We start from the raw sequence: 13,452 nt of genomic DNA on the forward strand, positions 1-13,452 counted from the left end.
CGCGCTCCGCGTGACCTGACCGCGCCGGCTTGTCCCTGCGCGCCGCGGTGCCTAGAGGTTCGCTCCGATGCTTGCCCGACTTGACCATGTCCGCAACTGGATCTTCGATCTGGACAACACGCTGTATCCGGCGAGCGCCGATCTGTTTTCGCAGGTCGACGCACGGATGACCGGGTTCATCCAGGACCTGCTCGGGCTCGAGCATGACGAGGCGCGGCGCGTGCAGAAGGGCTATTTCCACAATCACGGCACGACGCTGTCGGGGTTGATGACCGAGCATCACGTCGATCCGCACGCGTTCCTCGCGCATGTCCATGACATCGAGATGGACGTGCTGGAGCATGATGCGCCGCTGGTCGCGGCGATCGCCAAGCTGCCCGGGCGCAAGCTGATCTTCACCAACGGCGACACGCCCTATGCGCTTAAGATCCTCGACCGTCTCGGGCTTGGCGCGAGTTTCGAGGCGATCCACGACATCCATGCGATGGACCTGATGCCCAAGCCGCATGCATCGGCCTATGCAGGCTTTTGTACCGCGTTCGACATCGACCCCGCGCAATCGCTGTTCGTCGACGACATGGTTCGTAATCTGCTGCCGGCCAAGGCGATCGGCATGACGACGGTGTGGGTCGACAACGGGTCGGAACAGTCGCCGGGCGCGGAACGCGACCATATTGATTTCACCATCCCGGTGCTCGCGCCGTGGCTGGAAACCATCCTGGAGACATCATGAGCAACCTGCAGACGATCATCGACGCCGCCTGGGACGACCGGGCAAATCTCGGTCTGGAGACGAAGGGCGAGATCCGCGATGCGGTCGACAGCGCGCTGGCGATGCTCGATGCAGGCACCGCGCGGGTCGCGGAGCCCGCCGGTGACGGGTGGCAGGTCAACCAGTGGCTGAAGAAGGCCGTGCTGCTGTCGTTCCGCCTCAACGATAATGTCGTGATCGACGGCGGATCGGGCGGCGCACCCGCGTTCGACAAGGTGCCGTCGAAGTTCGCGGGCTGGGGCGAGGCGGAGTTCCGCGCGGCCGGCATCCGCGTCGTTCCCGGTGCGGTCGCGCGCCGCGGCAGCTTCATCGCCAAGGGCGCGATCCTGATGCCGAGCTTCGTCAATATCGGCGCCTATGTCGGTGAGGGCACGATGGTCGACGCCTGGGCGACCGTCGGATCCTGCGCGCAGATCGGCAAGAACGTCCATCTGTCGGGCGGCGCGGGCATCGGCGGCGTGCTCGAGCCGCTTCAGGCGGACCCCGTGATCATCGGCGACGGCGCATTCATCGGCGCGCGTGCCGAGGTCGCCGAGGGCGTCCGCGTCGGCGAGGGCGCGGTGCTGTCGATGGGCGTGTATCTGGGCGCGTCGACCAAGATCATCGACCGCGCGACCGGCGAGGTCTTCAAGGGCGAAGTGCCGCCTTACGCGGTCGTCGTGCCGGGTTCGATCGGAGGCGGGGACGGCAAGCCCGCGCTTTACTGCGCCGTAATCGTCAAGCGCGTCGACGCCCAGACGCGGTCGAAGACGAGCATCAACGACCTGTTGCGCGACTAATCCGGCCGCAGTGATGGTCGCGCAGACACTGTTCGCGATCGTCGCCGTCTACGTATTGGCGATCCTGTGGCGGGGGCGGACGTTCCGCGCTCGCCTGCCAACACGATCAGGGCGCGGCCCTGCAAAGCGTATGACGGCCTGGGCGGTCGGGTTGGCGGTGTCGTTCGGTCTGCCCGCTCTGATTGGCCTCGTACTGCTCGGCCAAAATCCGCTCGCGGCGGCGCAGCCGGCGGCGATCGCGCTGGTGCCGGACGACTGGCCGCGCCTGCCGATCGCGCCACTGATCCTCGGCATGGCGCTCGGCACGCTCGCGAACGCGGCGATCACGCATGCCTTGTGGCGAAGCGGCCGGCGCGCGTTTCAGATCGGCACCTTCCCGGACGTTTTGCCGAAAGCGCGGGAGGACATTCTCCCGGCCATCGCCCTCGCGATCAGTGCCGGGATCAGCGAAGAGCTGTTCTTCCGCTTGTTCCTGCCGCTGCTGATCGCGCTGGTGTCCGGCAGCGCGCTGGTGGGGACGGTCATCGCCGCCCTCTGCTTCGGCGGGGTGCATCGCTATCAGGGGTGGCGCGGCGTCGTCGCGACCACGCTGTCGGGCGTGGCGCTGTCCGTGCTCTACGGCCTCACGAACAGCGTGTGGATGGCGATCGCGTTTCACATAGCGATCGACGTCAACGCGCTGGTCGTGCGGCCGATGGCGCGCGGGGCGTGGCGCGCCTAGTTCTTCATCCGCCAGCCGGTCTTGAAGATCAACGCGATCACGACGAGGCAGGCGACGAGGAACGCCGCGGTCACCGCGAGGCTGATGCCGACCGCGACATCACCTTGCCCGAAGAAGCTCCAGCGAAACCCGCTGATCAGATAGACGACCGGGTTGGCCAGGCTGAGCGTGCGCCAGGGCTGGGGCAGCATGTCGATCGAGTAGAAGGCGCCACCGAGAAACGTCAGTGGCGTGATCAGCAGCGCGGGGACGAAGTTCAGCTGTTCGAAGCCGTTCGCCCAGACGCCGATGATGAAGCCGAACAGGCTGAACGCGACGGCCGTCAGGATCAGGAAGGCGAACATCGCGAACGGATGCGCGATATGCAGCGGCACGAAACAGGCGGCGGTCGCCAGGATGATCAGGCCGATGATCACCGACTTGGTGGTCGCCGCCCCGACATAGCCGATCACCATCTCCATCGCGGACACGGGCGCGGAGAGCAGTTCGTAGATGGTGCCGGTGAATTTGGGGAAGTAAATCCCGATCGATGCGTTCGCGATGCTCTGCGTCAGCAGCGACAGCATGATCAGGCCGGGGACGATGAAGCTGCCATAGCCGACGCCGCCGACCTCCTGCATCCGGCTGCCGATCGCGCCGCCGAAGACGATGAAATAGAGCGAGGTCGTGAGGACGGGGGTGACGAGGCTCTGCCACAAAGTGCGCAAGGCCCGCGCCATTTCGAAGCGATAGATCGCCCAGACGCCGTGCCAGTTGAGGAAGGGGGTGTTCATGCGCGCTCTCCGACGAGATCGACGAAGATGTCCTCGAGGCTCGACTTGCTGGTTTCGAGATCCTTGAAGCCGATGCCGAGTTCGGCGAGCTTGCGCAGGAGCGAGGGGATGCCGGTATGGTCCGCCTGTGCGTCGAACACATAGCGCAGGCGCTTGCCGTCGTCCTGCAGCGACACGTCCCATTCGGCAAGCTCGGGCGGGATCGCGGTCATCGGCTCCTGCAACGCCAGATCGAGTTCGCGCTTGCCGAGCTGTTTCATCAGCGATGCCTTGTCGTCGACGAGCAGCAGCTTGCCCTTGTTGATCACGCCGACGCGGTCGGCCATCTCCTCGGCCTCCTCGATATAATGCGTCGTCAGGATGATCGTCGTGCCACCCTCGCGCAGGCGGTGGACGAGCTTCCACATGTCGCGGCGCAACGCGACGTCGACACCCGCGGTGGGTTCGTCGAGGAACAGGATCTCGGGCTCGTGGCTCAACGCCTTGGCGATCAGGACACGGCGCTTCATCCCGCCCGACAATTCCATGATCTTCGCATGGCGCTTGTCCCAAAGCGACAGGTCACGCAGCACCTGTTCGATATGGGCGCTGTGGCCCGAGCGACCGAACAGGCGGCGGCTGAAGGTGACGGTGGCGAGCACCGTCTCGAACATGTCGACGTTCAGCTCCTGCGGGACCAGACCAATGCGGCTGCGCGCCTGCTTATAGTCGTGGATCGCGTCGAAGCCCGCGACGGTAATCGTTCCTGCGCTGGGCGTGACGATCCCGCAGATGATGCTGATCAGCGTGGTCTTGCCCGCACCATTGGGCCCGAGCAGCGCGAAGATCTCGCCCTTGCGGATGTCCAGATCGACGGGGTGGAGTGCGGTGGTACCGCTTTTGTAGGTCTTCGTGACGCCCGCAACGGACAGGATCGGTTCGGTCATTGGGGCCCCTTTTAAGTGAGGGGAAGATGGGGGCGGTGGGGTGTGAAAGTAAGGCCTGACGCGACCCCATCGTCATCCCCGCGGAGGCGGGGATCCATAGACTCGGGCGTTCGCCAATATGGGTCCCCGCCTCCTCGGGGATGACGAAATGGGGGTTTGCGAGGTCGGCTTATCCGGCGCGGGCGGCGGCGACCGCCTTTTGCAGGTCCTCGAGCGGCAGCGCGCCGGACAGGATGCGGTCGCCGACCACCCAGCTCGGCGTGCCCGTCATGCCGAGCTTGGCCGCGGTTTCCATGTTCTTGCCGATCTCGGCATCGGCGGTCTTGGTGAAGCCTGCCGGATTGATGTCGACCCCGGCCTTCGCCGCCGCCGCCGCGATCGTCGCGTCGCTGACCGGGCCGCCGGCGTAGAGCGCGTCGTGGAAGGCTGCGAACTTGCCCTGTTGGGCGGCCGCGAGGCTCGCGCGGGCAGCGACGCGGCTTTCTGCGCTGAGGATCGGCAATTCGCGGAAGACGACGCGGATCTTGGGGTCTGCGGCGATCAGCTTTGCGATCATCGGCAGGCTCGCGCGGCAATACCCGCAATTATAATCGAAATATTCGACGAGCGTGACGTCGCCCTTGGGGTTGCCCGCCCAGGCGCTGCCGAACGGCGTGACGATCGCATCGCGGTTGGCAGCGACCGTCTTGCCCGACTCGCGGTCGCGCAGTTTCTCCATCGCTTCGGGCAGGATCTCGGGATGCGCGAGCATGTAGTCGTGGACGATCGCCTCGACCTGTGCGCGCTCGACGCCACCGCCCTGGCGATCATAGCCCCACACCGCGAATCCGCCCAGGACCGCCCCGACCGCCGCGATGGCGGGCAACATCATCTTGTTCATCGGCGCCGCTTATACTGCTTGGGATTGTCGTCCATCTCGTTCTGCGCGGCCATTGCGATATCCTGCGCGCGGATCCAGTCGGGGGTGTTGGCGGGGATGTTGGCAAGCGCATAGCGCGCGCTGGCCGATGCGGTCCGCATGTCGCCGCCCATGCTCGCGCGCTCGGCGGTGGCGAGCGCAGCGCGCGCGGTATCGCCGGTCAGCTCGTAGACGGTGCCGAGCTGCATCCAGGCGAACGGATTCTGATCGTCGCGGCCGACCGCGGTGCGCAGGACCTTCGTCGCCTCGGGATAATTCGCCTTGTTCTCGGTCGCGATCAGCGCGTGGCCGAACGTCGTGGCGATCAGCGGGTTGTTGCGCGAACCCTCGGTCGCCTCGCGCAACGGGACGAGCGACTCGACCGGCCTGCCCGCCTCGAGCAGGATCTGGCCCTTGATCTCGAGGAAATAGGGATCGTCGGGCTTGGCCTTCACCAGCGCGTCCGCCTCAGCATCGGCTTTGTCGGGATAGCCCGATTTATGATAGGCATAGGCCCGGGCGTAATGCGCGTAGATCGACTGGTCGCTCGGCGGATAGCTTTGCAGCGTGCGCGGCGCGGGCAGGACATAGCCGGCAAGCTTGGCCTTCACGCGGCGGAAACGTTCCTCGAGCGCAGCATCGGGCCTGTTAGCCCAGGCGGGCGACGCCTGGAGATCCGCTGTCAGCGCCGAGACGCGCTCGCCCGACAGCGGATGCGACTGCATGAACGGGTCGATATTGGCGGTGCCGAAGCGATATTCCTGCTGCTGCAGCTTCTTGAAAAAGCTCAGCATGCCGCGGCCCGTGACGTTGGCCTCCCGCAGATATTTGGCGCCGCTCGCATCCGCAGTGGATTCCTGCGTGCGGCTGAACGCCAGGTAATTGCCCATCGCGGCCTGTTGTCCGGCCGCCATGATCCCCGCGCCCGCCTCGCCGCTGCCCGCCGCCATCGCCGCGAGCCCTAGCACCATCGAGAGCAGGTACATGCCCATCGCGGGTTTGGTCCCGCGATCGGAGAGCACGACATGGCCGTCGGCGATGTGACCGAGTTCGTGCGCGATCACGCCCTGAACTTCGTTCGCATTGTCTGCCGCCTGCAGCAGGCCCGAATGGACATAGACGGTCTGGCCGCCCGCGACGAACGCGTTGATCGAATCGTCGTTGATCAGCACGACCTTGACGTCGCGCGGCGACAGGCCCGCCGCGGTGATCAACGGGCCGGACATTTCGGCGAACATCGTTTCGGTTTCCGCATCGCGGAGGATCGACTGCGCCTGCGCGGGTTGCGCCCAGAGCAGGAGGGTAGCGGTCAGGGCCGCGACGAAGCGCTTCATATCGCGCAGTATCGTCGATCATCGGCGGGGGAGCAATGGCGGGGACGACGAGGTGCACGGCGCCGACCCCCGATGGCGAACATAGGACCCGGCCCAAGCCGCGAACCGCGGGGCAACGGGTCCGAGCGCGCCGAAATGAAAACGGGCGCGACCTTTCGATCGCGCCCGTCTCACCGGCTATGCTCCGGCGTCAGCCGAAGGTGCGCTGCCACCAGCCACGGCGCGGCGCGCCGTCGGGGTCGTCGTTCGTGCCCGGCGCGTCGGCGTCCTGCGGCTGGACCTCGACCTGCGGTGGCGTGGTCTCGACCGGCGCGGCGAGCACCTCGCTGGTCGGGGCGGCGTCGCCGGCCTCGATCACCGCGGCCTTGCGCGGCCGACCGCGCGGCTTGGCGACCTTGGCAGGGGCCTCCTCGACGGCTGCGGGCTCGACCACCGTATCGCTCGCCTTGCGACGGGCGCGCTTGGGCTTCGGTGCGGACGCCTCCAGCGTCTCGGCCGGCGTGGCGCCGACCTCGTCCATCGTCGCATCGGCAACCGCCTCGCGACGGCGCCGTGCAGGCTTGCGCGCCGGCTCTGCCGCAACCGGATCGGGAGCGGCCTGTTCCTGCGGCTCGGGCGTGACGGGCACTTCGGATACGACCGGTTCTGGTGCCAGGGTCGTCTCGTTGGCCGTCTCGACAGGACGCGGCTTGCGATCCCGACGCGACTTGGGCGCCGTTTCGGCGACCGGGTCAGCGTTGATCGTCGCGGCGGCCGCGCGGGCGCGCGGGCGACGACGCATCTTGGGAGCCTCGGCGACCGGCGCGGACGGCGCCTCCTCGAACACCGGCTCGGCCTCGGACGTCTCGACCGGCGCAAACGCTTCCGGCTCGGGTGCCTCGGCGATCAGTGCCGCGGTGTCGATGCTGCTGACGGCAATCGACTCGCCCGTCTCGGCGCCGGTCTGCTCGCCGCCCTGCTCGTTACGCCGACCACCGCGACGTCCGCGACGTCCGCGACGACGACGGCCTTCGCCTTCGACGCCGTTGGCATGTTCGGCCGGAGTCGTACCTTCGATCTCCTCGCCACCGCCGACTTCGACGATCTCGCCGACGCCCTCGTCGATCTCCTCGACATTGGTGTCGACGTCCTCGAACGCGCCATCCTCGCTCGCACCACCGACGGCGCCGTCCTCACCCGGACGTGCCCGGCCCCGACGACCGCGGCGGCGGCGGCGCTTCTTGCCGCCCTCGCCATCGGCATCGCGGCCCTCACGTGGCGCGGTCTGCTCACGACCACCTTCGCGGCCCCCCTCGCGACGACGCGGCTGTTCGGCCTCGGCCTCGGCCTCTTCGACCTCGTCCTCCTCGATCTCGTCCTCGATCTCCTCGGGAAGATCGTCCTCGTCCTCTTCGATGATCTGGACGAACTTCGGCGGATGCGCGGGCGGCGGGCCGCTGGCCTCGACCGTCATGTGCGCGCCTTCCTCGTCCTGGCCGGGGATGATCTCGACGATCACGCCGTAGCGATCCTCGATCTCGGCAATGTCCGCACGCTTGCGGTTGAGGATGTAGACCGCCGCCTCCTGGCTCGCGCGCAGCGTCAGCAACGAGCCGCGACCGCGCGCGGCCTCGTCCTCGATGAGGCGGAGCGCGGAGATGCCCGACGACGATGCGGTGCGGACAAGCCCGGTGCCCTCGCAATGCGGACAGGCGCGGGTCGACGCTTCGAGCACGCCGGTGCGCAGCCGCTGGCGGCTCATTTCCATGAGGCCGAACGACGAGATGCGGCCGATCTGGATGCGCGCACGATCGTTCTTCAGCGCCTCCTTCATCGCCTTCTCGACCTTACGGACATTGGAATTGTTATCCATGTCGATGAAGTCGATGACGACGAGCCCGGCCATGTCGCGCAGGCGCAGCTGGCGGCCGATTTCCTGTGCGGCCTCGAGGTTGGTCGCGGTCGCGGTCTGCTCGATGCTGTGTTCGCGCGTCGAGCGGCCCGAGTTGATGTCGATCGAGACAAGCGCCTCGGTCGGGTTGATGACCAGATAGCCGCCCGACTTCAGCTGGACGACCGGATGGTACATCGCCGACAGCTGGTCCTCGACGCCCGCGCGCTGGAACAGCGGCACGGGGTCGGCGTAATGCTTGATGCGCCGGGCGTGCGTGGGCATCAGCAGGCGCATGAACTCGCGCGCCTGGCGATAGCCGTCCTCGCCCTCGACGATGACCTCTTCGATTTCCTTGTTGTAGATGTCGCGGATCGCGCGCTTGATCAGGTCGCTGTCGCCGTAGACGAGCGCGGGTGCCGACGCCTTCAGCGTGGCTTCGCGGATCCCGTCCCACAGGCGGGCGAGGTAATCGAAGTCGCGCTTGATCTCGACCTTGCTGCGCTGCAGCCCCGCGGTGCGGACGATGCAACCCATCGACGGCGGCAGCTGCATGTCGGCCATGATCGACTTCAGGCGCTTGCGATCGCCCGCGTTGCTGATCTTGCGCGAGATGCCGCCGCCGTGGCTGGTATTGGGCATCAGCACGCAGTAGCGGCCCGCCAGCGACAGGTACGTGGTCAGGGCTGCGCCCTTGTTGCCGCGCTCTTCCTTGACGACCTGCACGAGCAGCACCTGACGGCGATGGATCACGTCCTGGATCTTGTAGCGGCGGCGCAGGTTCATGCGACGCTCGCGCAGATCCTCGACCGCGGCCTCGTCGCCGTTCGGCTTGCGCTTGCGACGCGGGGCCTCGCCGGTCTCTTCGCCGCCTTCGAGCTCCTCGGCGACGTCGGGATCTACCCCGCCATCGTCCTCGAAGCGCTCGATATCGTCCTCGTCGTCACCCTCTTCGTCGTCCGCGTCATAGTCGGCGCGCAGCGCGGCCTCCTCGGCGGCATGCTCGGCCTCTTCGCGGAGCAGCGCGTCGCGGTCTTCCTTGGGGATCTGGTAGTAATCGGGGTGGATCTCGCTGAACGCGAGGAAGCCGTGGCGATTGCCGCCGTAATCGATGAACGCCGCCTGGAGCGACGGTTCGACCCGCGTGACCTTGGCGAGGTAGATGTTACCCTTGAGCTGCTTGCGCTCGGCACTTTCGAAATCGAATTCCTCGATCCGGTTACCCTTGACGACGGCGATCCGGGTTTCTTCCCGGTGGCGTGCGTCGATCAGCATACGCGTTGTCATAATAGATTCTCCGCGCGCGCGCCGGGCCTGATGGCAGCCGTCGCGCGCTTGATGGTGGTGCGGTCGGACACGGACGCCCTGACTCGCGGAAGGTATGCGAAACTGCCTCTGCTCGACGCGCATGCCGCGGGAGCTCACCCTGCGGCGCCCGCACGACCGCGATCCCGTCGGCGAAGGCCGATCGGTGAGCGGGGCGGGGGGAATGCGTCATTCGAGCGTCAACCTGAAATTGCCGCGCCGTCGAGGATCCGAAGGCGGGCGTTGAGACCGGCGCGTCGCTGGCAAACTCTAGCGACGCACGGGTGCACGGCAGGACTAGCACCGCATTGCAGATCCCGCAACTGGCCCGGCGCGGGGCCGTCCGAAGCCTTGAAACCCGGCATTTTCACACGCTGTATTTCCGCGCGGCGATCTGTCCGGCAGCCGCGCCGGCAGCCACGGATATGGGAAAACCAAGGCAAACAGGCTATTAACCCTGCTCCGCAAGATCCTCTTGCGGGGGCGTGGCGTAGGCGTCTCGTTTCGGTCGGGCTCGACCGATCCAGGGAGTGTAGAATGGCTTTTCGCTGGACCGGCAGCGCGGTCGCACGGCATGGACGCAGGATGGTTGCGATCATCGCCCTGCTGCTCGGCTGGCTGTCCGGCGTTCCGGCGCTGGCGGCGTCCGTACAGAGCATCGCGATCGGCCGAACGCAGATCGTGATCCGCTTCGATGCACCGGTCGGCAGCGGCGCGAGCCAGATCCTGACCGGACAACGGCAGATCGCGGTCGATATCGCGAACGCGACGCCCGGCGGAACCGCGAAGCCGGGCGGCTTCGTGACCCGCATCACGCAGCGCCGGCATGGCGGGTCCGGGCTGAGAATGCTGTTCGACCTGTCCGAGCCGGTGATCGTGGCCGATGGCGGGTTCGATTCGCAGGGGCGCGAACTGACGCTGGCCTTGCGCCGCGTCGACGATGCGACCTTTGCGCAGGCCAGTATCGCCGGTCCGCTGAATTTCTTCCCGTTCAACTTCGCCGCGCGTCCGGCGCCGCGGTACAAGGTGTCGATCCCGGTGCCGCCGCGCGCGCGCGGGATCGCGCTGCCGCGGGTCGAGGGCGACGACATGCGGCCGCTGGTGGTGATCGATGCCGGACATGGCGGTGTCGATCCCGGTGCGATCGGCCCCGACGGGCTGCGCGAGAAGGACGTGACCCTCAAGGTCGCCAAGGCGATCCGTGACGCGCTGCTCGCTTCGGGCCGGGTGCGCGTCGCGCTGACGCGGAGCGACGACCGGTTCCTCGTGCTGCGCGAGCGGTACGGCGTCGCACGACGGTTGAAGGGAGACCTGTTCATCTCGGTCCACTGCGACAGTACCGGATCCGAAGGCGCGAGCGGCGCGACTGCCTATACGCTGTCCGAGGTGGCGTCCGACAAGGAGGCGGCGCGGCTAGCCGCGCGGGAGAACAAGGCGGATGTGATCTCCGGGGTGAATCTCGGCGAGGCGCCGGCCGACGTGTCGTCGATCCTGATCGACCTGACGCAGCGCGAGACGATGAACGCGTCGGCCACGTTCGCGCGGTTGCTGGGACGCGAGGCCAAGCCGTTGATGCCGCTCAAGCCGAATTTCCACCGCATGGCGTCGCTGATGGTGCTCAAGGCGCCCGACATGCCCTCTATCCTGTTCGAGACGGGCTATATTTCGAACCCGCAGGACGCGGCGTTTCTCGACAGCGACGAGGGACGGCAGCGGATCGCGGAGAGCGTGACGCGCGCGGTCACGGTGCATTTCGCGCGGCGGATGGTGGCGCGCTGATCCGGCCGGTTGCGCTCACGGCAAGAGCGCGGCATCCTGACGGCTAGGACCCCGGCGGAGGCCGAGGCCCGGTTGGAGGACGTTCCGACTGGGCTTCGGCCCCCGCCGGGGCACGTGTTTCTGGTTAGGACGATCTGATGACCGACGCGACGCGGGGCGTATCCGAGACCGGGCCCGAGACGAGCATGCGCGAGCTTACCTTTCGCGGGGTCGTGCTCGGCGCGATCATCACGCTGCTGTTCACCGCGGCGAACGTTTATCTGGGTTTGAAGATCGGGCTGACCTTCGCGACGTCGATCCCCGCCGCGGTGATCTCGATGGCCGTGCTGCGGCTGTTCAAGGATTCGACGATCCTCGAGAACAACATCGTCCAGACGATCGCGTCCGCCGCGGGCACGCTCGCGGCGATCATCTTCGTGTTGCCCGGCCTCGTCATGATCGGCTGGTGGCAGGGGTTCCCGTTCTTCACCACCGCGGCGATCACGATGTTCGGCGGCGTGCTCGGCGTGCTGTTCTCGGTCCCGCTGCGCCGTGCACTCGTCGTCGACACGGTGCTGCCCTATCCGGAGGGCCGCGCCGCCGCCGAAGTGCTCAAGGTTGGCGCGGGCAGTCGTGAGGGCGGCGAGGAGAGTGCGCGCGGGCTCGGCATCATCGTCGTCAACGCGCTGGTGTCGGCCGGGTTCGCGATCCTGACGCAGACCAAGCTGGTCGCTGCCGAGGCCGCGACGTGGTTCCGCGTCGGCGCAGGTGCGACCGGAATTTCGGGCGGGCTGTCGTTCGCGCTGCTGGGCGCGGGGCATCTGGTCGGGATCTCGGTCGGCATGGCAATGTTTACGGGCGTGGTGATCGGCTGGTGGATCCTGCTGCCGATCCTGACCTCGGCGGGGAGCGTGACCGGCACCGCGGAGGTGATCGCGACGACCGTGTTCCGGTCGGACGTGCGGTTCTTCGGTGCGGGCGTGATCGGCGTCGCGGCGATCTGGACCTTGCTCAAGATCGCAGGACCCGTGGTCGGCGGCGTGCGATCGGCGCTGGCGGCGTCGGCAGCCAAGCGCGGCGGCGAAGTGCTGGCACTCGAGGAGCGCGACATCCCGATCGGGATCGTCGGGATCGCGTCGCTGGCGATGCTCGTCCCGATCGGGATCCTGCTGTGGACGGTCCTCCAGGGCGGGCCGCTCGAGGCGTCGGCGGTCGGGCTGATCGCGGGGAGTCTCGCGTTCATCCTGGTCATTGGCCTCGTGATCGCGGCGGTGTGCGGGTACATGGCGGGGCTGATCGGCGCGTCGAATTCTCCCGTGTCGGGCATCGGCATCCTCGCCATCCTCGCCGCATCGATCCTGCTGGTGGCGTGGTTCGGTCGTGCGGTCGAGCCGGGGACGACGCAGGCGCTGGTCGCCTACGGCCTGATCGTGACGGGCGTGGTCTTCGGCATCGCGACGATCTCGAACGACAATCTCCAGGACCTGAAGACCGGGCAGCTGGTCGGCGCGACGCCGTGGAAGCAGCAGGTCGCGCTGCTGATCGGCGTGGTGTTCGGGTCGATCGTCGTGCCGCCGGTGCTCAACCTGCTCGGCAGCACGCTCGGCTTTGCCGGCGCGCCGGGGGCTGGGCCCAATGCGCTGGCGGCACCGCAGGCGGCGCTGATCTCGGCGCTCGCCAAGGGCGTGCTGGGGGGCAATCTCAACTGGGCGATGATCGGCTATGGCGCAATGACCGGTGTCGCGGTGATCGCGCTCGACGAACTGTTGGGCAAGGCGGGCAAGCTGCGGTTGCCGCCGCTGGGCGTCGGGCTGGGCGTGTATCTGCCGATGGCGGTGACGTTGCCGGTCACGATCGGCGCGGTGGTCGGCTATGCCTATGACCGCTGGGCCGACCGCGCGCGCGATCCCGAGCTTGCCAGGCGGATGGGCGTGTTGACCGCGACGGGGATGATCGTCGGCGAGTCGCTGTGGGGCGTGGGGTTTGCCGGGATCGTCTATCTCACCAACCAGGAGACGCCGCTGGCGCTGGTCGGGGAGGCGTTCGTGCCCATCGCGCTGGTCGGCGGGACCCTGCTGTTCGCACTGCTAACCTGGGTGATGTACCGGCGAACGATGGCGGCATCGCGGTAGGACGCCGTTTCCCCGCGAAGGCGGGGACCCAGACTGGGCTCCCGCCTTCGCGGGAGAACAGGATACACGAGTGCGCCGAGGTATTTAGCACCACCCCGGCGGAGGCCGGGGCCCAGTTGGGGAGGTCGACGTAACGGAGGGCCGTTAGTCGTTACTACCGTCCCCCAACTGGGCCCCGGCCTTC

10 protein-coding genes are annotated in these 13,452 nt (G+C 67.4%); 5 read left to right on the top strand and 5 right to left on the bottom strand.

Annotation, left to right across the window (positions count from 1 at the left end; all coding sequences use genetic code 11):
- The first annotated feature begins 67 nt into the window (after positions 1–67).
- The 3 genes from IFT54_RS17005 (at position 68) to IFT54_RS17015 (ending at position 2,272) form a co-directional block, all read left to right on the top strand.
- The gene (locus tag IFT54_RS17005) at positions 68–733 is read left to right on the top strand and encodes a pyrimidine 5'-nucleotidase (RefSeq protein WP_031393493.1); all 666 of its coding nucleotides are present in this window, start codon (positions 68–70) and stop codon (positions 731–733) included.
- The gene (gene dapD, locus IFT54_RS17010) at positions 730–1,551 is read left to right on the top strand and encodes a 2,3,4,5-tetrahydropyridine-2,6-dicarboxylate N-succinyltransferase (protein ID WP_037529708.1); all 822 of its coding nucleotides are present in this window, start codon (positions 730–732) and stop codon (positions 1,549–1,551) included. The genes IFT54_RS17005 and dapD overlap by 4 nt, the downstream gene beginning before the upstream one ends.
- A 130-nt stretch (positions 1,552–1,681) precedes the next feature.
- Positions 1,682–2,272, top strand: coding sequence for a CPBP family intramembrane glutamic endopeptidase (locus tag IFT54_RS17015; RefSeq protein WP_192071483.1), 591 nt, complete (start codon positions 1,682–1,684; stop codon positions 2,270–2,272).
- Here the strand turns inward: IFT54_RS17015 and IFT54_RS17020 are convergent.
- The 5 genes from IFT54_RS17020 to IFT54_RS17040 form a co-directional block, all read right to left on the bottom strand.
- Positions 2,269–3,045, bottom strand: a complete 777-nt coding sequence (locus IFT54_RS17020) for an ABC transporter permease (protein WP_031394470.1) — start codon at positions 3,043–3,045, stop codon at positions 2,269–2,271. The genes IFT54_RS17015 and IFT54_RS17020 overlap by 4 nt on opposite strands.
- Positions 3,042–3,971: an ABC transporter ATP-binding protein gene (locus tag IFT54_RS17025; RefSeq protein WP_192071484.1), complete on the bottom strand. Its 930-nt coding sequence runs from the start codon at positions 3,969–3,971 to the stop codon at positions 3,042–3,044. The genes IFT54_RS17020 and IFT54_RS17025 overlap by 4 nt, the downstream gene beginning before the upstream one ends.
- Before the next feature lie 169 nt (positions 3,972–4,140).
- Complete coding sequence (locus tag IFT54_RS17030) at positions 4,141–4,851, bottom strand: DsbA family protein (RefSeq protein WP_192071485.1); 711 nt, start codon at positions 4,849–4,851, stop codon at positions 4,141–4,143.
- On the bottom strand, positions 4,848–6,203 hold the full coding sequence (locus tag IFT54_RS17035) for a M48 family metalloprotease (protein WP_192071486.1): 1,356 nt from the start codon (positions 6,201–6,203) through the stop codon (positions 4,848–4,850). Before IFT54_RS17035 ends, IFT54_RS17030 begins: the two co-directional genes overlap by 4 nt.
- A gap of 190 nt (positions 6,204–6,393) precedes the next feature.
- Positions 6,394–9,360: an Rne/Rng family ribonuclease gene (locus tag IFT54_RS17040; protein WP_244649145.1), complete on the bottom strand. Its 2,967-nt coding sequence runs from the start codon at positions 9,358–9,360 to the stop codon at positions 6,394–6,396.
- Between the two features lie 555 nt (positions 9,361–9,915).
- Between IFT54_RS17040 and IFT54_RS17045 the strand changes: the two genes are divergently transcribed.
- Positions 9,916–11,157, top strand: a complete 1,242-nt coding sequence (locus IFT54_RS17045) for an N-acetylmuramoyl-L-alanine amidase family protein (protein WP_244649147.1) — start codon at positions 9,916–9,918, stop codon at positions 11,155–11,157.
- Between the two features lie 137 nt (positions 11,158–11,294).
- A complete protein-coding gene (locus IFT54_RS17050) occupies positions 11,295–13,268 on the top strand; it encodes an OPT family oligopeptide transporter (RefSeq protein ID WP_244649148.1) in 1,974 nt (657 codons plus the stop codon).
- Positions 13,269–13,452: the final 184 nt, after the last annotated feature.

This window comes from Sphingomonas sp. CFBP 13714, from assembly GCF_014842205.1.
GTDB classification, from domain to species: domain Bacteria; phylum Pseudomonadota; class Alphaproteobacteria; order Sphingomonadales; family Sphingomonadaceae; genus Sphingomonas; species Sphingomonas aerolata.

Coding starts and splice junctions, on each gene's coding strand:
- IFT54_RS17005 (WP_031393493.1), top strand. CDS start 68: ATGCTTGCCCGACTTGACCATGTCCGCAACTGGATCTTCGATCTGGAC.
- dapD (WP_037529708.1), top strand. CDS start 730: ATGAGCAACCTGCAGACGATCATCGACGCCGCCTGGGACGACCGGGCA.
- IFT54_RS17015 (WP_192071483.1), top strand. CDS start 1,682: ATGACGGCCTGGGCGGTCGGGTTGGCGGTGTCGTTCGGTCTGCCCGCT.
- IFT54_RS17020 (WP_031394470.1), bottom strand. CDS start 3,045: ATGAACACCCCCTTCCTCAACTGGCACGGCGTCTGGGCGATCTATCGC.
- IFT54_RS17025 (WP_192071484.1), bottom strand. CDS start 3,971: ATGACCGAACCGATCCTGTCCGTTGCGGGCGTCACGAAGACCTACAAA.
- IFT54_RS17030 (WP_192071485.1), bottom strand. CDS start 4,851: ATGAACAAGATGATGTTGCCCGCCATCGCGGCGGTCGGGGCGGTCCTG.
- IFT54_RS17035 (WP_192071486.1), bottom strand. CDS start 6,203: ATGAAGCGCTTCGTCGCGGCCCTGACCGCTACCCTCCTGCTCTGGGCG.
- IFT54_RS17040 (WP_244649145.1), bottom strand. CDS start 9,360: ATGACAACGCGTATGCTGATCGACGCACGCCACCGGGAAGAAACCCGG.
- IFT54_RS17045 (WP_244649147.1), top strand. CDS start 9,916: ATGGCTTTTCGCTGGACCGGCAGCGCGGTCGCACGGCATGGACGCAGG.
- IFT54_RS17050 (WP_244649148.1), top strand. CDS start 11,295: ATGACCGACGCGACGCGGGGCGTATCCGAGACCGGGCCCGAGACGAGC.